Origin of the sequence: Aeromonas sp. ZOR0001 (assembly GCF_000801015.1) — a bacterium.
Classification (GTDB): Bacteria; Pseudomonadota; Gammaproteobacteria; order Enterobacterales; family Aeromonadaceae; genus Aeromonas; species Aeromonas veronii.
Genome location: NZ_JRJY01000109.1, coordinates 62,289 through 83,409 on the forward strand (window position 1 = coordinate 62,289; position 21,121 = coordinate 83,409).

24 protein-coding genes and 1 pseudogene are annotated in these 21,121 nt (G+C 61.4%); 6 read left to right on the top strand and 19 right to left on the bottom strand.

Translation table 11 applies throughout. From position 1 onward, the window contains the following. Window positions 1-144, bottom strand: a pseudogene (locus L972_RS21960) (DUF523 domain-containing protein); the annotation flags it as partial. Next, entirely contained in the window at window positions 141-791 is a 651-nt protein-coding gene (locus tag L972_RS14320) for an NUDIX hydrolase (RefSeq protein ID WP_005339607.1), read from the bottom strand. The gene L972_RS14320 and the pseudogene L972_RS21960, both read right to left, overlap by 4 nt. A 74-nt stretch (window positions 792-865) precedes the next feature. On the opposite strand from L972_RS14320, the gene L972_RS14325 reads away from it, so the two are divergent. Next, entirely contained in the window at window positions 866-1,501 is a 636-nt protein-coding gene (locus L972_RS14325; RefSeq protein ID WP_005357452.1) for a nicotinamidase, read from the top strand. A gap of 101 nt (window positions 1,502-1,602) precedes the next feature. Beyond that, window positions 1,603-2,781 carry a nicotinate phosphoribosyltransferase gene (gene pncB, locus L972_RS14330; RefSeq protein ID WP_047439055.1) on the top strand — a complete coding sequence of 393 codons (1,179 nt, stop codon included), beginning with the start codon at window positions 1,603-1,605 and terminating at the stop codon, window positions 2,779-2,781. A 72-nt stretch (window positions 2,782-2,853) separates the two neighbouring features. On the opposite strand, the gene L972_RS14335 is transcribed toward pncB, so the two are convergent. The 9 genes from L972_RS14335 to rph form a co-directional block, all read right to left on the bottom strand. After that, complete coding sequence (locus tag L972_RS14335) at window positions 2,854-3,462, bottom strand: thiol:disulfide interchange protein DsbA/DsbL (RefSeq protein WP_005339604.1); 609 nt, start codon at window positions 3,460-3,462, stop codon at window positions 2,854-2,856. Window positions 3,463-3,599: 137 nt separating this feature from the next. After that, window positions 3,600-4,589: a serine/threonine protein kinase gene (locus L972_RS14340; protein WP_040095068.1), complete on the bottom strand. Its 990-nt coding sequence runs from the start codon at window positions 4,587-4,589 to the stop codon at window positions 3,600-3,602. Between the two features lie 103 nt (window positions 4,590-4,692). Beyond that, window positions 4,693-6,144: a cytochrome c oxidase accessory protein CcoG gene (gene ccoG / locus L972_RS14345; RefSeq protein ID WP_005356121.1), complete on the bottom strand. Its 1,452-nt coding sequence runs from the start codon at window positions 6,142-6,144 to the stop codon at window positions 4,693-4,695. A 155-nt stretch (window positions 6,145-6,299) separates the two neighbouring features. Continuing rightward, window positions 6,300-6,563 carry a YihD family protein gene (locus tag L972_RS14350; protein ID WP_005339598.1) on the bottom strand — a complete coding sequence of 88 codons (264 nt, stop codon included), beginning with the start codon at window positions 6,561-6,563 and terminating at the stop codon, window positions 6,300-6,302. Window positions 6,564-6,593: 30 nt separating this feature from the next. Next, complete coding sequence (locus tag L972_RS14355) at window positions 6,594-7,748, bottom strand: GGDEF domain-containing protein (RefSeq protein WP_005339596.1); 1,155 nt, start codon at window positions 7,746-7,748, stop codon at window positions 6,594-6,596. A 127-nt stretch (window positions 7,749-7,875) separates the two neighbouring features. Next, a complete protein-coding gene (gene cueR, locus L972_RS14360) occupies window positions 7,876-8,265 on the bottom strand; it encodes a Cu(I)-responsive transcriptional regulator (RefSeq protein WP_005356117.1) in 390 nt (129 codons plus the stop codon). Continuing rightward, window positions 8,266-10,695: a heavy metal translocating P-type ATPase gene (locus tag L972_RS14365; RefSeq protein ID WP_047439058.1), complete on the bottom strand. Its 2,430-nt coding sequence runs from the start codon at window positions 10,693-10,695 to the stop codon at window positions 8,266-8,268. A gap of 178 nt (window positions 10,696-10,873) precedes the next feature. Further along, entirely contained in the window at window positions 10,874-11,527 is a 654-nt protein-coding gene (gene pyrE, locus L972_RS14370) for an orotate phosphoribosyltransferase (RefSeq protein ID WP_005356114.1), read from the bottom strand. Window positions 11,528-11,602: 75 nt separating this feature from the next. After that, window positions 11,603-12,319: a ribonuclease PH gene (rph, locus tag L972_RS14375; protein WP_005339589.1), complete on the bottom strand. Its 717-nt coding sequence runs from the start codon at window positions 12,317-12,319 to the stop codon at window positions 11,603-11,605. 147 nt (window positions 12,320-12,466) lie between these two features. Here rph and L972_RS14380 point away from each other — a divergent pair, with 147 nt between their 5' ends. Continuing rightward, window positions 12,467-13,330, top strand: a complete 864-nt coding sequence (locus L972_RS14380; protein WP_005342032.1) for a YicC/YloC family endoribonuclease — start codon at window positions 12,467-12,469, stop codon at window positions 13,328-13,330. Window positions 13,331-13,450: 120 nt separating this feature from the next. Here L972_RS14380 and L972_RS14385 read toward each other — a convergent pair whose 3' ends face one another. Further along, the gene (locus L972_RS14385; RefSeq protein WP_047439059.1) at window positions 13,451-14,356 is read right to left on the bottom strand and encodes a LysR substrate-binding domain-containing protein; all 906 of its coding nucleotides are present in this window, start codon (window positions 14,354-14,356) and stop codon (window positions 13,451-13,453) included. Window positions 14,357-14,476: 120 nt separating this feature from the next. Between L972_RS14385 and L972_RS14390 the strand changes: the two genes are divergently transcribed. From L972_RS14390 to L972_RS14400, 3 genes are all read left to right on the top strand, one after another. Continuing rightward, a complete protein-coding gene (locus tag L972_RS14390; protein ID WP_047439061.1) occupies window positions 14,477-15,604 on the top strand; it encodes an S-(hydroxymethyl)glutathione dehydrogenase/class III alcohol dehydrogenase in 1,128 nt (375 codons plus the stop codon). Window positions 15,605-15,652: 48 nt separating this feature from the next. Further along, on the top strand, window positions 15,653-16,489 hold the full coding sequence (gene fghA, locus L972_RS14395) for an S-formylglutathione hydrolase (protein WP_047439063.1): 837 nt from the start codon (window positions 15,653-15,655) through the stop codon (window positions 16,487-16,489). A 186-nt stretch (window positions 16,490-16,675) separates the two neighbouring features. Beyond that, window positions 16,676-17,605 carry a LysR family transcriptional regulator gene (locus tag L972_RS14400; RefSeq protein WP_047439065.1) on the top strand — a complete coding sequence of 310 codons (930 nt, stop codon included), beginning with the start codon at window positions 16,676-16,678 and terminating at the stop codon, window positions 17,603-17,605. On the opposite strand, the gene L972_RS14405 is transcribed toward L972_RS14400, so the two are convergent. The 7 genes from L972_RS14405 to L972_RS14435 form a co-directional block, all read right to left on the bottom strand. Then, window positions 17,602-17,817, bottom strand: coding sequence for a hypothetical protein (locus L972_RS14405; protein WP_033114723.1), 216 nt, complete (start codon window positions 17,815-17,817; stop codon window positions 17,602-17,604). The two genes, L972_RS14400 and L972_RS14405, sit on opposite strands and share 4 nt — an antisense overlap. A 69-nt stretch (window positions 17,818-17,886) precedes the next feature. After that, window positions 17,887-18,216 carry a hypothetical protein gene (locus L972_RS14410; RefSeq protein ID WP_047439066.1) on the bottom strand — a complete coding sequence of 110 codons (330 nt, stop codon included), beginning with the start codon at window positions 18,214-18,216 and terminating at the stop codon, window positions 17,887-17,889. Further along, entirely contained in the window at window positions 18,209-18,667 is a 459-nt protein-coding gene (locus L972_RS14415) for a DMT family transporter (protein WP_047439067.1), read from the bottom strand. Before L972_RS14415 ends, L972_RS14410 begins: the two co-directional genes overlap by 8 nt. Further along, window positions 18,667-19,107: a DMT family transporter gene (locus tag L972_RS14420; RefSeq protein ID WP_047439069.1), complete on the bottom strand. Its 441-nt coding sequence runs from the start codon at window positions 19,105-19,107 to the stop codon at window positions 18,667-18,669. The genes L972_RS14415 and L972_RS14420 overlap by 1 nt, the downstream gene beginning before the upstream one ends. Further along, entirely contained in the window at window positions 19,104-19,619 is a 516-nt protein-coding gene (locus L972_RS14425) for a VOC family protein (RefSeq protein WP_047439072.1), read from the bottom strand. Before L972_RS14425 ends, L972_RS14420 begins: the two co-directional genes overlap by 4 nt. After that, entirely contained in the window at window positions 19,619-19,984 is a 366-nt protein-coding gene (locus L972_RS14430; RefSeq protein WP_047439074.1) for a carboxymuconolactone decarboxylase family protein, read from the bottom strand. Before L972_RS14430 ends, L972_RS14425 begins: the two co-directional genes overlap by 1 nt. Window positions 19,985-20,180: 196 nt before the next feature. After that, window positions 20,181-20,903: a head GIN domain-containing protein gene (locus L972_RS14435; protein ID WP_047439076.1), complete on the bottom strand. Its 723-nt coding sequence runs from the start codon at window positions 20,901-20,903 to the stop codon at window positions 20,181-20,183. Window positions 20,904-21,121 lie beyond the last annotated feature (218 nt).

The following is a 21,121-nucleotide window of genomic DNA, read 5'->3' on the forward strand; positions in this document are numbered from 1 at the left end:
GGGGCAGAAGGCCAGCCCCCGCCCCTCGGCACCCAGCGCACTCAGCCAGTCGCTGACGATCCCCTTGCTCTGACCGTCGTAACGCACCGGCTGACCCAGCAAGCAGGCACTCACCAGCACCTTGTGCACGCTGGTATCACTCATGCTTCCGCTCCATGCATCACTTGATCGAACATCACGCAGCAGGGGCTCTCCAGCCGGTAGAGGATGGCGGGACGCTGTTTGCCGGTGCGCTTGCGGCCGGTATCCACCAGAATGTCGGCGCGATGGATCCGCTTGCGAAATGCCGCCGTATTCATGGGTGTTTGCAGGATGATTTCAAAGGCGCGCTGCACCTCGGAGAGGGTGAACTCGGGCCCCAGCAGTTGCAGCGGCAGGGTGCTGTAGCGGCTCTTGATCCGCAGCCGCTCCAGCCCCTTGGCGATGAGCTGGACATGGTCGAAGGCGAGGCTCAGCCCCGGCAGGTTGGCGAGTGGATGCCAGCAGCCGTGGATCGCCTCCACTTCCGGATCCACCAGACAGAGATAGACCAGGGTCGTGGACCAGCCGCGGGGGTCCCGCTCCAGATTACCGAGGGTGCAGACCTGCTCGCTATAGCAGTGACCGAGCCCCCACTCCGCCAGTAGACGGCGCTGGGCGGCATCCAGATCCCGATCCCGGGTCTCGTCGATGCGCAGCGCCGGCAGTTGCCAGCAGTGGGCAAAGGGGGGGCGATCGCGGGTCTCGAGCAGCAGCTCGAGCCGCTCCTCATGCAACCGCAGCACCACCATATCCAGACTCATTCTCAGCATGCCGATCGCCCTGCTCGCCTTCCATTAATGTTTGGTAGATAATATCACACGAATAGTATGTGCAGGAGCCAATCATGGGAACCGTCGCCAGCCTGGATATTGATGCGCAGAAGGGCTTTACCCCCCTCTGCCCGAACGAACTGCCCGTTGCGGGCGGTGATGATATTGTGGCTGCGCTCAACGCTCAGGCCACCCTCGCCACGCTGCGGATCGGCAGCAAGGACTCTCACCCCGCCAATGCCGACTGGGCCGTTTCTGACCCCGCCGGCATGCTGCTGCCGCTGGATCTGCCCAACGCCGACCTCACCTGGCCGGTGCACTGCGTACCGGGCAGCAAGGGCTTCGAGCTGCTCGACGGCCTGCCCGCTCCCATCGACTATGACTTCTTCGTCTGGAAGGGGGTCGAACCGGATCTCCATCCCTACGGCACCTGCTTCCACGACCTGGCCGAACGGCGCAGCACCGGACTCATCGAATTCCTGCAAGCCCGCAAGGTCGATACCGTACTGGTCGGCGGCCTCGCCACCGACTACTGTGTCAAAACCAGCGTGCTGCAACTGCGTCGCGCCGGTTTCCGGGTGATCGTCCATCTCGATGCCTGCCGTGGCATCGCCCCCGCGACGGTTGCCAGCGCCCACACCCAGATGATCGAGGCTGGCGCCGAACTTGCCCAGACCCTGATCGATGTACAACGCCTGCTGGACGCCTGATATGCCACCGATTCTTACCAGCCTGCTCGACACCGACGCCTGCACGTTACATATGCGGCAGGGGAGCTCCATCGTGCTCACCAGTCTGCGAGGAGCCTGATATGCCCCCAATCCTCACCAGCCTGCTCGACACCGATGCCTACAAGCTGCATATGCAGCAGGCGGTGTTCCATCGCTATCCGGATGCCGAGGTGGTGGCCGAGTTTCACAGCCGCAATGAAGAGGATCTGCTGCCCATGATGGGGCAGATCGAGGAGCAACTGCGCCTCGCCGGTTCCCTGCGACTGACCAGGCCAGAGCTCGATTTTCTGGCCGAGCGTCCCTTCTTCACTCCTGACTACCTCGACCACCTGCGCCGCAAGCCGCTCGACGCCTCCCTGCTCAAGGTGTTCGAGCAGGATGGCCGCATCAATGTGCGGGTCGAGGGCCCGTGGCAGGATGTGATCCTGTGGGAGATCCCGGTGCTCGCCATCATCAGCGAGATGCGCAACCGCTTTCGCTATCCCCAGTTCGGCGTCAGCCACGCGCTGGAGCGGCTCGATCAGAAGATCGACAAGCTGGAGAAGGAGCTGAGCCGCGACGAGATGAGCGAGTTCAACCTCATCGACTTCGGCACCCGCCGCCGCTTCTCCCACGCGGTACAGGATGCGGTAGTGGGTCGCCTCAAGGAGCGGCTGCCAGCGTTTCGCGGCACCAGCAACTACATGCTGGCCCAGAAGTACAAGCTGCCCGCGGTCGGCACCCAGGCCCATGAGTGGTTCCAGGCGCACCAGCAGCTTGGCTTCCCGCTGGAACACAGCCAGCGCGCCGCCCTCACCAGCTGGCTGGACGAGTTCACCGACCATCTCGGCATCGCCCTGACCGACTGCATCACCATGGATGCCTTCCTGCGGGACTTCGACTTCGAGCTGGCCAGCAGCTATCAGGGCTTGCGCCACGACTCCGGCGATCCCGTGGTGTGGGGCGAGAAGGCGATCAGCCACTATCAGCGCCTTGGCATCGACCCCACCGACAAGACCCTGGTCTTCTCCGATGGGCTCAACCTCGACAAGGCGGTGCAGCTGTTCCGCCACTTCCGTGGCCGCATCAACACCAGTTTCGGTATCGGCACCAAGCTCACCTGCGATCTGCCCGGTGTCAGCCCGATGAACATCGTGTTCAAGCTGATCGAGTGCAATGGCGGCCCGGTCGCCAAGATCTCCGACAGCCCGGGCAAGACCCTCTGCCGGGATGCGGAGTTTATCCGCAACCTCAAGCAGGCCTTCCACGTCGGGGTCTGATCTTTCAGGCATCCAGAAAACAAAAAGCCCGCCGGTTCGCACCGGCGGGCTTTTTTATCGACTCAAGGGGTATCAGTCTTTCTTGGCCAGCAGGAACTGCACCAGCTTGTTGAACTGCTCTTGAGAGGTGATGGATTCAATCTTCACCATGTACTTGCCGTTCACCAGGAAGGCCGGTACACCGCGAATGTTGTAGCTCTCGGTGTTGCGATCGAACTGGGAGACCATGCCGGAGACGGCGAAGCTGTCGACGGCACCGTCGAACTCTTCAGCCGGTACGCCGTTGTCCACGAAGATCTTCTTCACATCGTCACGGCTCATCGGCGGCTGACGCTGGGTGTGGATCTTGGTGAAGATGGCAGGAGTCAGCTTGGCTTCGGCATTGAGCAGGCTGGCAACGGCATAGGCACGCTGCATCTCGGGGCCCATCTCGCGGCCGAGGAAAGCAACCGGGTTCTTCTTGAGGGGCACACCCTCTGGCAACCCGGCCTTCAACTGTTCAACGATCGGTTCGAAGGTGGCGCAGTGCGGGCAGTAGTAGGAGAAAAACTCCATCACTTCCGGCTGGGCACTGCCAGTCTGTTTGACCACATCGTAGTTGACGCCTTCCTTAAACTCGGGGGCGGCGTGAACCATGGGGATCATCAGCATGGCAGCAAGGAAAAATAGAACTTTTTTCATGATGTTTCCTGTTAAGGGATCACTGTGAGGCACGCCCGGCGAACCGAAGCAGTGCCAAGCCTATTGTTTCGCCATGCTGACGTCAATGGTCAGGGCCGGAGATCGAGTCCCGCTTGCCGCGCAAGATCCCTTCTATTTCACCAGTTTGGCATCAGGCTCAACGGTGGCGCCTTGAGTGCCTCCAGCTGATCGTGCAGTGTCGCTATCTGTTGACGCCAGTAGTGATCGGTATTGAACCAGGGGAAGTGACGGGGGAAGGCAGGATCTTCCCAGCGCCGTGCCAGCCAGGCCATGTAATGAACGATGCGCATCGCCCGCAGCGGCTCGATCAGCGCCAGCTCCCGCGAGTCGAACTCCATAAACTCCTCGTAGCCCGCTAGCAGGGTGTCGAGCTGGATCTGCTGCTCGTGGCGCTCGCCGCTCAGCATCATCCAGAGATCCTGAATCGCGGGGCCGGTACGGCAATCATCGAGGTCGACAAACATGGGGCCATCGCGCCACAGGATGTTGCCCGGGTGGCAATCGCCATGCAGGGAGATCTGCGCCACATCGAGGGTCATGGCGTCGCTGACATGTTTGATCAGCTCGTCGAGCACCCCGAAGAATTGCTTCGCCAGCCCGCTTGGCAGCCACTCGCCAGACGCCAGCAGCTGACGCGGTTCGTGCAGCATGCTCTCCACATCGAGCCGTACCCGATGGTGGAACGGCTTGCTGGCGCCGATCTGATGAATGCGGCCGAGGAAACGCCCCACCCACTCAAGCTGGTCGAGATTATCCACCTCGAACTGGCGGCCACCGACGCTCTGCCAGATGGCAAAGGGGTAGCCCTCGTGCTCCAGCAGGGTCTCGCCCGCGAAGGCGAGCGGCGCGGCGACCGGGATCTCAGCCTCTGCAAGGCGGGTGGCAAACTCGTGCTCCTCGAGGATTTGGGCCCGGCTCCAGCGGCCGGGGCGGTAGAACTTCACCACATAGCGGCGACGATCCTCATCCTGAAACTGATAGACCCGGTTTTCGTAACTGTTGAGCTCGATAAGGCCGGAGTCGAGCCGCAGGCCACTGAGATCGAGCGCATCCATGATGAGGTCGGGATTGAGGTCGGAATAGTTGAAACGCATGTCATCCACCATAAGAAAGGGGCGCCGTTGCGCCCCATTCTATCACTACTGACCGGCATTGCCGTGCTCGCTGGTGACCGGACTGGTGTCACGCCCGGCCCGCAGCCACACGCAGTTACAACCGGCTGATAAACTTGCTGCCCTGGCGCAGGTTGCCCTTGCTGTCATCGGGCGCCGCCCCCTCCCGTTTCAGCACGAACTGGATATCCAGCGCCGGCCGCTTCAGGTTGTAGGGATCGACCGCCAGACTGACGGGCAGAGTGTAGATCTCGCCCGCCTTCAGGGTCACTTCACGGGGGCCGAACCACTGATACTCGGGCAAGCCCTCCACATCCAGCTGGTAGGTCTGGGACTGCAGGGTCTTGTTGAGGATCTTGAGGGTGTAGGTGTTCTCGATAAGCCCCTCGCTGTTTTCGCGGAACAGCTGGTTGCGATCCCGCAGGATATCGAGCCCCATCGGCATGATGGACATGGCGTTGTAGACAAATACCCCCAGCATCACCGCCATCACCAGCCCGTAACCGATCAACTTGGGCCGCGCCACATGGGTGGAGTCGTTGGCCAGCTTGTGCTCTGTGGTGTAACTGATGAGCCCTTTCGGGTAGCCCATCCGCTCCATGGTCTGGTCGCAGGCATCGACGCAGGCACCGCAGTTGATGCACTCGTACTGCAGGCCATCGCGGATGTCGATACCGGTCGGGCAGACCTGCACGCAGAGATCGCAGTCGATACAGTCGCCCAGCCCCATCGCCTTGGGATCCGCCTTGCGGGAGCGGGCGCCACGGGTCTCGCCACGCTTGGTGTCATAGCCAACGATGAAGGTGTCCTTGTCGAACATGGCGGACTGGAAGCGGGCATAGGGGCACATGTGGATACACATGATGGCACGCATCCAGCCTGCATTGCCGTAGGTGATGATGGTGAAGAAGAGCACCCAGAACAGCACCCATCCGCTAGCCTGCAGGGTGAAGAGATCCGGCACCAGTTCAGTTACATCCTGGAAGTAGGCGACGAAAGTCAGGCCGGTTACCAGCGAGATCGCCAGCCAGGCCAGATGCTTGGCTCCCTTGCGGGCCAGCTTCTCGCCGCTCCAGGGCGCCTCGTCCAGCTTGCGCCGCTTGTTGGCGGGCCCTTCCAGCTTCTCTTCAAACCAGATGAACATGAAGGTCCAGACCGTCTGCGGGCAGAGATAGCCACACCAGACCCGACCGAGGAAGGTGGTAATAAAGAAGAGTCCGAAGGCGGCGATCATGAAGAGCCAGGCGAGCAGGGTCAGATCCTGCGGCCAGATGGTGGCGCCAAAGATATGGAACTGCTGGTGACCGAGGTCGAACAGCACCGCCTGTCGCCCGTCGTAACGCAGCCAGGGCAGCAGCACGAACAGCGCCACAAAGAACCAGCCCATGGCCTTGCGCATCCGCTGCCAATACCCTTTCTGGGCCCGCACATAGATGCGGTTGCCCGGGTTGAATCTGTCGTCGCTGGCTTTGAACGTATTGGGGTTGAAGGTCCCGGTTACGCCCTTGTCGGTGACGTCCTTGATATCGATTTTATCGTGGTCGGCCATTGCAAGACATCGCTCCCTTATTTGTTATGGAGCGGATTATATCTTAAACAGCATGCTAATTGTGTGGATTAGATGTATCTAATATTGGGGTTGGATCGCAATTTTCGGCAACAAAAAAGCGCATCACCCCGAGGTGATGCGCTTCCGTTAAAGATTCACTTGATTCCGCGAGCCTTGAGCAGTGCCTCTTTGAAATCGGGTACATGATCCTTGGCCAGACCGGGGATCATCGCCTGCTTGTCGGATTCCCGCATCTTGAGGTGATAGATCAGCATGTCGTCGGTCAGCTCGGACAGAGGCCCTTCAAATCCCGCTTCTTGGGCCAGTTTGGCAACAAACTGCACCAGGCTGAGATCCTGTTCCTTGATCCAGGCAGGCTGCAACAACTCCAGCAGCTCTTCGATACGATGACATTGCATAGACAACCTCTTTAATCTGTCACGTTAAATTCAGGCAACCTTACCCATCAAGGCTACTTCGATTCGATCCCGCCCATTATGCTTGGCCTGATAGAGTGCCGCATCCGCTTTTTGGATCAAATCGGCGATTTTCATGCTGTTGTCCGGTATCAGTGTCGCAACACCAAAACTACATGTGACCCGACCGGAGACCAGTGACTTCTGGTGCGGGATGGCCAGCTCCTTGAGCGCCTGCCGCACATTGTCCGCCACCTGCAATGCCCCCTGCATGCCGGTGCAGGGCAGCAGCAATGCAAACTCTTCGCCACCGTAACGGGCCGCCAGATCGTCCTCGCGCCGCTCCACCTCGGCCAGCAAGCCCGCCACCTGTTGCAGGCAGTCATCCCCCAGCTGATGGCCGTAGAGATCGTTGAACTGCTTGAAGTAATCCACATCCACCAGCACCAGCGACAGCGGCGCCCGGGCCCGGTGGCAGCGACGCCAGGCCCGCTCCAGAGAGTCGTCGAGGTGAGCACGGTTGGCGATGCCGGTCAGGCCGTCGAGGCGGGAGGTGAGACGCAAATGCTCGGAGACCGCCTTCAGTTCGGCAACCAGCTCGGCGTTGGAGAAACGGTGGTGGAGCGAGGCGATCTGATCCCGCCGCATCCGGCGCAGCAGGGTCGGCAGAAAGACAAACAGATAGCCCGCCAGCATGCAGGAGACAATCCGCTCCTGCTCGTTGCCATTGCCCAGCTCGAACAGCATCGCCATACCCAGCGGCAGGGCGGAACCATAGAGGGTACGGCGGCTGCCAAACAGCATGATGGCGCTGCCGGTAAGAATGAGGCTGGAGAGCATCATCATGGCGGCCCGGTAGGTATCGGGCAGCTTGTCCATGTAGAGCAGCACCCCGAGAGCCCAGATGATGGAGGTGATGGTGGCTCCGATAAAGAGCTCCCGCTCCAGCACCGGCAACGGCGTCTGGTGCAGGCGGGCTCGGCGCCAGCGCAGGTGCCAGCCCCGACCCAGCAGCCACAGGAAAGTGCCTGCCAGCCAACCGAGCGCTTCGATGGCGGGTAGATAGTCGTGAAACAGTAGACTCCAGCCAAATGCCAACACGCCCAAACAGGGGAGACTGAACGATGCATGGGTATAGAGCTGGGCCATAATGGCCTGCTTAACCTGGCGTGTCACACTCTGGGTCAACTGAGTACTCCTGTACAAGAGCCGAGCAGTCTACCATTACCCCCTGACCCGCAACAATAAAGCGCCGCTTATTAAGAAGTTAATCAATCAATAACGATTTCTTCTGCGCTGGCAGGTGAGTCCTTGCTCACCCCTTCTCCAATTCGTCGAGGATCGGGCACTCGGGATTTTCATCCCCGTGGCAGCAGCAAACCAACCCTTCCAGGGAGGTAAGCATGGCCTGCAGCCCGGCGATGCGAGCGCGCAGATCGACGATCTTCTCCTGCGCCAGCTTCTTCACCTGGGCGCTGGTTCTGTGTTCGTCCCGATAGAGCGCCAGCAGCTCCTGACACTCCTCCAGATTGAAGCCGGTCTCCCGCGCCCGCTTGACGAAACGCAGCTCACGCAGCGCCCCCTCGGTGTAACTGCGATAGCCGTTGTCACTGCGTACCGGGGCTGTGATGAGGCCAATGCTCTCGTAATAACGGATGGTCTTGGCGGTCAGCCCAGTGGCCTTGGCAACCTTGCTGATGTTCATTTATGCCTCCTTACTGATCGGGTTGGATGCTGGCCCGTGCGCCGCCCTGGGCTGCCAGCGTTTCAATAACAGGGAATTGCTCAATACTGTGATGCTGCTCAGGGCCATGGCCGCTCCCGCCAGCTCGGGGCTGAGGTAACCCAGCGCCGCCAGCGGAATGCCGATGATGTTGAACACGAAGGCCCAGAACAGGTTCTGCTGAATGGTGCGCCAGGTGGCCGCCGAGATATCGATGGCATCGGCCACCAGCCGCGGGTCAGATCGCATCAGGGTGATGGAAGCTGTCTCCATCGCCACGTCGGAGCCGGAGCCCATGGCGATGCCGACGTCCGCCGCCGCCAGCGCCGGGGCATCGTTCACTCCATCCCCCACCATGGCCACCAGCCCGCGGGTTTGCGCCCGCAGCGCCTCCACTTTCTCCACCTTGCCCGCTGGCAGCACGGAGTCAAAGGCCCCATCCAGCCCCAGCTTGGCGGCGATATGGGCCACCGGCGCCGGTGCATCGCCACTCACCAGCCAGCTGGCGATGCCGCGCTGGCGCAGGGTGGCGATGGCTTCCGGACTCTCGGGGCGCAGGGTATCGGCCAAAGCAGCGATACCAACCACAGCACCGTCGATGGCAACCCAAACCCGGGTCGCCCCATCGGCGGCTTGTTCATCCTGTTGCGGCATTTCAATCTCGAGCTGGGCCAGCAGGGAGCCATTGCCGATAGCGACCCTATGGCCCGCCACCTGACCGACAATACCAGCACCGACCCGCACCTCTACCTCATCAGGCTGAGGCAGTATCGCCTCCTTGCCGACTGCCTCGCGCATCGCCAGCGCCAGCGGGTGTTCACTCGCCTGCTGCAGGGCGGCGGCGAGGCGCAGCTGCTCGTCGTTGCCGCTCCAGCTGGCCAGCACCGGCTTGCCCTGAGTGAGCGTGCCGGTCTTGTCGAAGATAAGCGCCTTGATGGCGTGGGCCTTCTGCAGGGTATCTACATCCTTGATCAGAATGCCGTGGCGCGCCGCGACTCCGGTACCGGTGACGATGGCCGCCGGGGTCGCCAGCCCCAGCGCACAGGGGCAGGCGATCACCAGCACCGCCACCGCTGCCAGCAGCGCCTGACCGAAGTCGTTGCTGATGGCGTACCACACCAGCAGGGTGAACAGGGCGATGGCCATCACCACCGGTACGAACACGGCGGAGACCTTGTCCACCAGCTGTTGCAGCGGCGCCTTGCCCATCTGGGCGCTCTCCACCAGCGCGATGATCTTGCTGAGGCGGGAGTCCTCCCCCACGGTAGTGGCTTCGATCTCCAGCACGCCGGAGCGGTTGATGGCTCCGCCCAGCACCTTGTCGCCCGCACTGCGCGGCACCGGCAGGCTCTCGCCGGTGAGGATCGACTCGTCCAGCTCGCTGGCGCCGCTCACGATTTTGCCATCCACCGGCACCCGCTCACCCACCAGCACCCGCAGCCGATCGCCGCGTAACACCTCGTCGACGGCGACACTCTGCCAGCTCTCGCCACGCCAGACGGTGGCGGTTTCCGGCCGCAGCGCCATCAGTTCGCGAATTGCGGACTGGGTGCTGCGGCGGGCTCTCGCCTCCAGCAGTTTGCCCAACGAAATGAGCGTGATGATGATGGCGCTCGCCTCGAAATAGAGCTTGCCGCTGGCGGCCATCCCCAACGTCAGCAGCAGATAGAGGCTGTAGAAGTAGGCCGCACTGGTGCCGGTGGCCACCAGCACATCCATATTGGCTGCGCGGTTCTTGATGGCGAGCCAGGCGCCGCGATAGAAACGGGCCCCGATCCAGAACTGCACCGGGGTGGCAAGCAGCAGCTCGAGCCAGGCGGGCAGATGCCAGGGGAACAGTCCAGCCATGGCCAGCATCCCCACCAGCAGCGGCAAGGTGAGCAAAGCCGAGATGATGACCCGGGTCTGCGCCTGACGGGCTGTGGCAGCCTCCTGCGCTTCCCGCTCCAGCAACTGCTGGCGGCGGCCGCTGGCCGAGCCTTGTGCCAGCTGGGCGCCAAAACCGAGCGCCTCGATCTGCTCGCGCAAAGCGGCGGGCGTCTGCATCCCGGGGACCAGCACGATCCGGGCCTGTTCGATGGAGAAGTTGACCTCGGCCGAGATAACGCCAGGCAGCGCCGCCAGCATCTTGTTCAGTCGAGCCGAACAACCGGCACAAGTCATACCGGTAATTTGAAACACAAAGGTCTCGCTGCCGTAGTCGTAACCCTGACTTTTGACGCTTTCGAGCACCTCAGGCAGACGGTCGGGGCTGGCCAGCTCGATGGCCGCCTGCTCCAGCGCGAAGTTGACGGTGGCCGATACCCCGTCGAGTTTGTTGAGGCTGGTCGCGATGCGGCCTGCGCAGTTGGCGCAGCTCATGCCGCTGAGCGGCAACTGCAGATGAATGGGTGATTGAAGATGAGTGGTCATGTTGTTCCTCCCCGGAACCCGTCGGCACCACAAAACGCCGACTGGCAAACCCTAACCTTTACTGTAAGGGAAAGCTCAAGCCACATGATCCACTTTTTGCAGATGAAAAAACGGCGCCCGTTTGCTGCCAGAGAACAAACGGGCGCCGCATTCAGCTATTGCGCGGTGCGAGCGGAACTCAGATACCGTACTGGGCGCGGTAAGCCTTCATGGCCGCCAGTTGCGCCGCCAGCTCCGGCTGTTCGGCCTGCTTCTCTTCCAGATAAGCAATCAGGTCGCTCATCTGGATGATGGCGATGATGTGGGCGCCGTAGTCACGCTCCACCTCCTGAATGGCGGAGAGCTCGCCCTTGCCCTTCTCCTGACGGTCCAGCGCGATCAGCACGCCCGCCAGCGAGGCGCCGTTGGCCTGGATCAGATCCATGGATTCGCGGATGGCTGTACCGGCGGTGATGACGTCGTCCACCAGCATGATGCGCCCCTTGAGCGGGCTGCCCACCAGATTGCCGCCCTCGCCGTGATCCTTGGCTTCCTTGCGGTTGAAGCACCAGGGCACGTCCACGTCGTGCTGCTCCACCAGTTGCACGGCAGTGGCGGAGGCGATGGGGATCCCCTTGTAGGCCGGGCCAAACAGCACATCGAACTCGATACCGGCATCCATCAGGGCGGCGGCATAGAAGCGGCCGAGACGGGCCAGATCGCGGCCGCTGTTGAACAGACCGGCGTTGAAGAAGTAGGGGCTTTTACGACCGGATTTCAGGGTAAATTCACCGAATTTGAGGACCTGTTTCTCCAGGGCGAACTCGATAAATTGACGCTGGTAGGCTTTCATTCTGGCTCCTTGCTTGGCTTGTCGTTGTCTTGTGTGGGGGTATAAAAAAACGCGGTCAATGCCGCGTTTTTAAAATCAGGAGAGCGACTGCTTCTGCAGCGCAATGATGTCGGCGATGCCGCCCTTGGCGAGCGCCAGCATCTCCAACAGCTCCTCATGGGTGAAGGGCTCGGCCTCCGCGGTGCCCTGCACCTCGATGATGCGACCATCTTCGGTCATCACCACGTTCATGTCGGTCTCGGCGGCGGAGTCTTCGATGTACTCCAGATCGCAGATGGCTTCGCCCTGATACATGCCGACGGAAACGGCGGCGATCATCTGCTTGAGCGGGCTCTGCTTGATCATGCCCTTCTCGACCATCCAGTTCAGCGCATCCACCAGCGCCACGCAGGCACCGGTAATGGAAGCGGTACGGGTGCCGCCATCGGCTTGCAGCACGTCACAGTCAACGGTGATGGAGTGCTCGCCCAGCGCAGTCAGGTCTACCGCCGCGCGCAGGGAGCGGGCGATCAGACGGGAGATCTCCAGAGTGCGACCACTCTGCTTGCCGGAGGCCGCTTCGCGGTTCATCCGGGAGTGGGTGGAGCGCGGCAGCATGCCGTATTCGGCAGTCACCCAGCCCTGATTCTTCCCTTTCAGGAAGCGCGGCACGCTGGTGTCGACGCTGGCGGTGCAGAGCACGCGAGTGTTACCGAACTCCACCAGCACTGAGCCTTCTGCATGTTTGGTGAAATTGCGGGTAATGGTAACCGGGCGAAGTTGCGCGGCACTGCGATCGCTTGGACGTGACATGGAACGGACCTCTGGGCTGGCTCAAATTGGCGGGGGATTATAAGTGATCCTGCCCCAAATATCAGCCGCTAAAACCACTGCATCGGCTGACGAACAGGGCCGGGCTGAGTATACTGGCCGCACACTTCATCAAGCCCGGAACAATCAATGATTCACAGCATGACCGCCTACGCCCGCAAGGAATTCAAGGGCGACTGGGGCACAGCCGTTTGGGAAATTCGTTCGGTAAACCAGCGCTATCTGGAAACCTACATTCGCCTGCCGGAGCAACTGCGCAGCCTGGAACCGGTTCTGCGTGAGCGTTTCCGCGCCAAGCTGCAGCGCGGCAAGGTGGAGTGCAACCTGCGTTTCGAAGCCGCTCAGGCCGCAGCCAGCCAGCTGCACATCAATGAAGAGCTGGCCAAGCTGATCATCGACAGCGCCAGCTGGGTCATGAAAGAAGCAGGCCAGGGCCAACTCAATCCGGTCGACGTACTGCGCTGGCCGGGTGTCATGGCCGCCGCCGAGCAGGACATGGACGCGGTCGCCACCGAGCTGCTCGGCGGTTTTGACCAGACCATGGAAGATTTCCTCGCCTCCCGCGCCAGCGAAGGGGCCAACCTCAAGGCGCTGATCGAACAGCGTCTGGCCGGTATTCAGGTGGAAGTGAAGAAGGTGCGCGTCCACCTGCCGCAGATCATCGAGTGGCAGCGCCAGAAGCTCACCGACCGGCTGGCCGAAGCCAAGGTGGAGCTGGATCCGGCCCGCATCGAGCAGGAGATCGTGCTGCTGGCCCAGAAGATTGACGTGGCCGAAGAGCTGGATCGTCTGGAGATGCACATCAGCGAGACCAACAAGATCATGAAGAAGGGTGGCGCCTGCGGTCGTCGTCTCGACTTTATGATGCAGGAGTTCAACCGCGAGTCGAACACCCTCGGCTCCAAGTCCATCAACGCCGAAGTGACCCAGTCCGCCGTCGAGCTGAAAGTCCTCATCGAGCAGATGCGCGAGCAGATCCAGAACATCGAGTGATGGGTCGCTGACTATCCGGTTGTTACCTGCAAAAGAGCCCTTGACTCCTCAAGGGCTCTTTTATTTTCAGGCCATCGCACCTGTCGCCCGCCGCCGGTGAGTCAACGGCTGGGGAGCACCCTAGCCTATCGGCATCACCAGCGCAGGTTGTTGAGGGTCGCTCAGCCGCTCGGCCAAATAGTCCACCAGCAATCGCACCTTGGGGGAGAGGTGGCGGTTGTGGGGATAGAGGGCCCAGATCCCCTCCGCCGGCGCTCGCAGTTCCGGCAGCAGCTCGATCAGCTCCCCTCGGGCCAGATGGTCGCTCACGTAGTAGTCCGGCAGCTGGATGATGCCGATCCCCTTGAGCGCCGCATCCAGCAGGGCGTGGCCGCTGTTGCACTGCAACAATCCGTGCACCCGTACGCTATGGGGGCGACCATCCAGGGTGAAGTGCCACTCGTCGCTGTTGCCCACCAGACAGGTGTGGCGGGTCAGCTCGGAGAGGCTGTTGGGCATGCCGTGACGGGCGGTGTAGGCCGGTGAGGCGCAGACATAGGGCACCCGCTGCGCCAGCTTGCGCGCCACCAGCGTCGAATCCTTGAGATGACCGAGCCGCAGCGCCAGATCGTAGCCCTCGTGCACCAGATCCAGCAGCTGGTTGGTGAGGTTGAGGGTCACCTCCAGCTGGGGGAAACGCACCATGAAGTCGTTCACCAGCGGGGCGATGCGGCTCTCGCCGTAGGAGACGGGGGCCGTGATGCGCAGGGTGCCTTGCGGTACCGCCTGATGGCGCCCTACCGCCAGCTCCGCCTCGTAGAGGTTGTCGAGCAGCTGACGACAGTGGCGATAGTAGATCTCGCCAAGCTCGGTGAGCCGCACCTGACGGGTGGTGCGCAGCAGCAGCTTGGCCTGCAGCCGATCCTCCAGCTGCGCCACCTGACGGCTCACTTGCGCCACCGATACTCCCAGCTTGCGTGCCGCCGGAGTAAAGCCCCCCTGCTCCGCCACGCTGACAAATTCACAGATCCCTTCCCAGCCGAACATTATTACCTATGTGTAAAAGTGATTTGAGATTTGCCCTCATTATCACCAAATCGGCAGGAAACTACACTGAATGCCCGAACTCATCTCTGTTCACCCTGCTCAACAATAAGGACATCCGTCATGGCACAGGTTCAAAGCATCAAGTGTAAGGCCGCCATCGCCTGGGGCCCGGGTCAGCCCCTCTCCATCGAAGAAGTCGAGGTCATGCCACCGCAAGCGGGCGAAGTGCGGGTGCGCATCGTCGCGACCGGCGTCTGCCACACCGATGCCTTCACCCTCTCCGGTGAGGATCCGGAAGGGGTCTTCCCCTGCATTCTCGGCCACGAGGGAGGCGGCATCGTCGAATCGGTCGGCGAAGGGGTCACCAGCGTCAAGGTGGGGGATCACGTGATTCCGCTCTACACCCCCGAGTGCGGCGAGTGCAAATTCTGCAAATCCGGCAAGACCAACCTGTGCCAGAAGATCCGCGCCACTCAGGGCAAGGGGCTGATGCCGGACGGCACCACCCGCTTCTCGAAAGATGGTCAGCCCATCTATCACTACATGGGCACCTCCACCTTCAGCGAATACACGGTACTGCCTGAGATCTCCATCGCCAAGGTAGACCCGGCCGCCCCGCTGGAAGAGGTCTGCCTGCTCGGTTGTGGCGTCACCACCGGCATCGGCGCCGTGATGAACACCGCCAAGGTGAAAGAGGGTGAGAGCGTCGCCATCTTCGGGCTGGGGGGCATCGGCCTCTCGGCGGTGATCGGTGCCCGTCTGGCCAAGGCCGGTCGCATCATCGCCATCGACATCAACGAGAGCAAGTTCGAGCTGGCCCGCAAGCTGGGCGCCACCGACTGCATCAACCCGAACGATTACGACAAACCGATCCAGGAGGTGATCGTCGAGCTGACCGATGGCGGCGTCGAATTCTCCTTCGAGTGCATCGGCAACGTCAAAGTAATGCGTGCGGCGCTGGAGTGCTGCCACAAGGGCTGGGGCGAGTCGGTCATTATCGGCGTCGCCGGAGCGGGTCAGGAGATCAGCACCCGTCCGTTCCAACTGGTGACCGGTCGGGTCTGGCGCGGCAGCGCCTTCGGCGGGGTTCGCGGTCGCAGCGAGCTGCCGAGCTATGTGCAGCGCTATATGCAGGGTGAGTTCCGTCTCGATGACTTCATCACCCACACCATGCCGCTGGAACAGATCAACGAGGCGTTCGACCTGATGCATGAAGGCAAGAGCATTCGCACCGTCATCCACTACTGAGCATGATCACCCCGCCCGCCACTGCGGGCGGGGTGCAGGAGTCCTTCGATGAATCTGGAGATTATCAGCAGCAACAAGAGCTTCGACGGCTGGCACAAGCGCTATCGCCACCACGCCAGCGTGCTCGGCTGCGAGATGAATTTTGCCATCTATCTGCCGCCTCAGGCCCTCACCGGCCAGAAGGTGCCCGTGCTCTACTGGCTCAGCGGCCTCACCTGCACCGATGAGAACTTCATGCAGAAGGCGGGCGCTCAGCGTATCGCCGCCGAGCTCGGCATCGCCCTGGTGGCGCCGGACACCAGCCCCCGCGGCGACGGCGTAGCGGACGATCCCGGTTATGACCTCGGCATGGGGGCAGGCTTTTACGTCAATGCCAGCCAGAGCCCCTGGCAGGCGCACTACCAGATGTATGACTACGTCACCCGCGAACTGCCTGACTTGATAGAGACTCACTTCCCGGTCTCGACCCGCCGCGCCATCAGTGGCCACTCCATGGGGGGTCACGGGGCGCTGATCGCCGCTCTGCGCGAGCCCGGTCGCTACCGCTCGGTCTCGGCGTTCAGCCCCATCTGCCACCCGAGCCGCTGCCCCTGGGGCCAGAAGGCGCTCGGCGCCTACCTCGGCAGCAATCCCTTGTTGTGGCAGGAGTGGGATGCCTGCCAGCTGCTGCGCCACCAGCCGGTCACGCCGCTGCCCACCCTGGTGGATGTGGGACTGGATGATCCCTTTCTCGCCGAGCAGTTGCATATCGATGCGCTGGCCGAAGTGGCCGCCAACAAGGAGTGGCCGCTGGAGCTCAACCGCCACGAGGGCTATGACCACAGCTACTACTTCGTGGCGAGCTTTATCGAGGCGCACCTGCGCTTTCACGCCCGCCACCTCTGATCAAAACAGGCCCGTTGCGGGCCTGTTCCAGTTGGTGTTGTGGTGATCGGACAAGATCCGCCTTGCTGCTCGTGGTAACGGCATGCCAGAGCAGAGCATCAGTGGTAGCAGCCTCCGCATAATACCGGCTTGCCCTGGCCAAGGTCGGCCGATTACCCTTGAGGATTGCGATGGAGGAGGTATTCCGTGAACTACGACGTTTCGTTGTTGGAGATAAAGCTGTTTCTGATGACCACCCGGTTTGGCAGTTTTTCAGATGTGGCGCGTCGGCAGGATATGACCCCCTCGTCCGTCTCGCGCAAGATGGCGCAGTTGGAGGAGAAGGTGGGCTCCAAACTGCTGCACCGCCATACCCGCTCCATCTCCCTCACCGAGGAGGGGGTCGCTTTTGCCAAACAGTGCGCCGAGATCCTCCAGCAGTATGAGCGGGTGGTTGGCCAGATCGAGCAACGGGCGGATACCCCGAGAGGCACCATCCGGATCAGCGCGCCGGTCGCCTTTGGCCGGCTGCACATCGCCCCCTATCTGACCGAGCTGCTGGAGCGCTACCCCCTGCTCAAGGTCGAGTTGCAGCAGACGGATCACTATGTCGATCCGGCGGCCGAGTCGATCGACCTGCTGATCCGCATCGGGATCTCGCAAGACTCCTCCCTGCGAATGAAGCAGTTTGGCCAGCAGCACTACGTGATGGCGGCCAGCACCGACTACCTCAATCGCCATGGCGAACCAGCCAGTCCGGATGAGCTGGTGCAGCACAACTGTCTGGTCTTCAAGGGGAGCAACGGCCTGCAGCGCTGGTTCATCGGCCAGGAGCAGCTGCAACCCTATGAGGTGAGCGGCACCCTCTACAGCAACAATGCCGATACCCTGGTTGCCGGCGCGGTGGCGGGTGCCGGGATTGTAGTGTTCCCCACCTGGCTCATCGGCGAGGAGCTGAAAACCGGACGGCTCAAGCCGATCATGACCCGGTTCACCGTCTCCACCAGCGTGGAGCAGCAGGTGATCAGCGCACTCTATCTGGAGACCGACCAGCTCGCCGCCAAGGTGAGGGTGGTGATCGATTTTCTGGCGGGAAAATATGGCTCTCCCTGCTACTGGGATGCCAGACAGGTTTAGCCAGACAGCCTGCCGGTCAGCTTGTGCAGCGCCGGCAGCAAGACAAAGACGGCGCAGGCCACGATCACGCTGTCGATGAGCAACACTGCGACTGGTGCGGCGGGGTCGAGCTGCCATCTCGCCAGCAGCGGCGCCATCCAGCGCGGGATCAGCAGCGTCAGCGGAAAGATGATGGCCAGCACGTGCAGGTATTCGCCAAGCTGTTTTTTCATAAAGCCTCTGATGTTGTGGCAGCCAAGCCAGTGGCAAGAGTGGTATCCCCTTCACCACTGGCGAGCCAGCTACAGCGTGGTGATGTTCCGGGTGCAGATAAAGTGGGCATCCGTGGCAAAGGTTTCGAATTGACGGATCACCTGCTGCATCTGCGAACTCTGGATCTCCTGCAGAAATTGCGTCTCCGACTCAATGCGGATCACTTCGAAGTAGTCCCACGGCGACGCACTCTGCTGCCCCAGCATCTTCAGCCCCTTGAACACCTCGAACGAGGTGACGCTGTTGAGCCGGTTCACGGTGGGCAGATCGACTTCCCGTGCCCACGCCAGATAATCCGCCTCGCTCGTCCCCGGTTTGAGATTGAAAAAGACCATCAGGGTTGTTGCCTGTTCACTCATTTACTTGTTCCTGTTGTCGGTTCGCCAGATAGATGCAGAGCAGCGCTGCGGCGACGGCCATCATGGCGGCAAGGCGCCAATAGTTTAGGGGGATGGGGGCATTGCCCAACCAACCCATGGTATCGATCACCAGACTCATCACCATCTGGCCCAGAATGGTGGCCACTGTGGCGATGGCGACCCCTACTCGTGGAATGGCCGCGACCATCACCACCATGTAGACAATGCCGAACAGGGCTCCGGCCAGCTGCCACTTCGGCACGCTGAGCAGGGTCGCCTGATAGGGCGGCTCAAAGAAGAAGATCAGCAGAGCGGTCACCACAGTACCCATGGTGAAGGTGAGCAACGAACTCTGCACCACACCGACCCGCGCTCCCAACTGACCATTGATCGCCGCCTGGGCGCTGAGCGCCATGCCGGAGACGATGGCCAACACGATAATCAGCACCATCAGTTTGCTCCCAGATAGGTAAACAACAGCGCCAGCGCGATGCAGCCGAGCGCCACCAGCCGCACAGGACGGGTTGCCCGTTTCGGCATGCCAAACCAGCCGAAGTAGTCGATGGCAAAGCTCTTGGTCACCTGCCCCAGCAGGACACAGATCATCGTCATCGCCACCCCCAGCATGGGAGTCGAGAGAGTGAGCGCCACCACATAGACGGGGCCGAGCAAGCCACCGATCAGCTGCCATTTCGGCACCCCATGCCATCCTGTGGATGGCCCCCGCACCGTGAAGAAACGGATCAGCCAGAGCAGTGCAGCCCCCACGCCGAAGATGCTCAGGGTGGCCCACAGATGGCCCACCTGTTCACCAAGCGGGCCCAGCAGGCCCGCTTCGAAGGAGAGGCCCATGCCGGCCATCACGATTAGCAAAACCGAGAGCGCGTTCATCGTGGATCAAACAGGGCGACGGGTGATTGACGGCTATAGGCCTTGCCCTGCGGATAGGAGACCAGCTCCAGCTGCATGCCCCATGGCGCAAGAAAATAGACCCAGGACTCCCCTGCGGTCGGCCCTTCCGTCATACATGTCGGCTCGCCCAGCACGGCGATCCCCTCCTCCTTCAGGTAAGCCACTGCCGCCGCCATGTCATCCACATAGAAGGCGAGATGGTGGCCACCGATATCGGCGTTGTTGGGAGCCTTGAGGTTGCGCTCGATATTGCTGGCGTACTCGAAGATCTCCAGATTGATCCCTTTGGCATTCATCACCGCAATACGGGTGATCTCGGCGCGGGCATTCACGTTGAGGTGCTCCGCCATCCAGTTGTCACTCGCCACAAAGGGCCCGAATTCATAGGCCAGCTCGAAATCGAAGTGGTCGCGAAAGAAGGCGATAGCCTCTGCCAGATTGGGTACGGTAAAGCCGATATGATCGGGCTTTTTCAGTCCTGGAATGGCCATCAGATATCCCCCCGCTCATGACGCAATTTGTTGAGCGCCCCCATGGTGGTCGCACCCTTGTTGAAACCGGTATAGACGGATGCGAAGACGATCAGCTCTTCAAGCTCCTGCCAGGTCGCCCCCTGCTTGAGCGCCATATCGACATGGGCTGCGAAAGGGTTGCCTTCACCGCTGACGTTGAGGGCCATCTGGTCGATGGCGATGGTGATGAGCGCCTTGGTCTTCTGGTCGAGCAGCGGCATGCCCCAGGCTTCACCGGCCACACGGACCGTCATGTCGCCCCAGGTCGGGTGGATGGATTTGAGCCCGCTGACCAGAGCCTGATCATCGAGCACGGCATTTGCAAAAGGTAATAATGTAGTCATCAGTGACGCCTCAGTAGTTGATAAGTTCGCCGTAGCGGATGAGGCGCATTATAGGGAGCGGGATTTATTGAAAAACCGGCGGACCGGAACATCACTTATGCAGGATTTGCACAAATGGCACGGGGAGTTGCGCCATGTTGGAAAAAACAAAACAGGCCCGTTGCGGGCCTGTTTCAGTTGTGGTGATCGGTTGATATCAGCTGCCCGCTCGGGTCACGCCGCCGGAGCCTGCGAGCTGCTGCTCCACCTTGGGATCGCCCCAGTAGGCGATGTTGCCTGAGCCGGCGATGCCGACTTTCAGCGTATCCTGCGCCCGTACCGCCACATCACCGCTGCCGGCGATATTGACCTCTACCTCGTTGCCGCGCATCTCGCTCCCGAGCACATCGCCAGCACCGGCAATGTTCAGCTCGATAGCCTGTGCCGAACCGCTGCCCAGCTCCAGACTGCCGGTGCCAGCGATATTCCCTTCCAGCCGTTTCAGCTCCAGCTGACTGGCGACGATGTCACCGGTACCGGCCACCGACAGCACCAGCTCATCGCCCTTGAAGCCGCTCAGATCGCCGTTGCCGGTCCCGGCCAATGCCAGTTCGTTCAGCACCGGTAAGGTGATGGTCAGCTCCAGCGGCTCGGTAGGATCGAGCCGGTAACCCTCCTTCACCTCGATCTCCAGCTTGTCGCCGCTCTCGGTCAGCTCCAGATAGGGCAGCAGGTTCTCCTGCCCCTTGATCAGGATGCCGCGCGGCTCCCCCGCTACCAGATGGAGGGTGGCAGGCACACCCGCCAGCACCCGGGTCACCCCGTCACCAAGCGCCTGCTGGCGCTCGACCACAGCCCCCGCGCCGGTCACTCTGGTCTGATCCAGCCAGTGACACCCACTGAGCCCCGCCATCAACATGACAACCATCATCCATTTCATCGCTACTCTCCTCCTTATGTGTTGGCCATCCAGGGCCAATTGGTTTTCATGCTCTGCAAAGCGTGAGCCAATAATTAACATGATGATTCAAAAGGAAATAACCATTTACACCTGAACAGACAGAAAAATTTAGAGAGCCATTTAGACCATATTTTGGTGAAAATAACCATTCTCGAACGGATATGATTGTGGCTGATTGGCGGGTCGCCCTGCCGGTC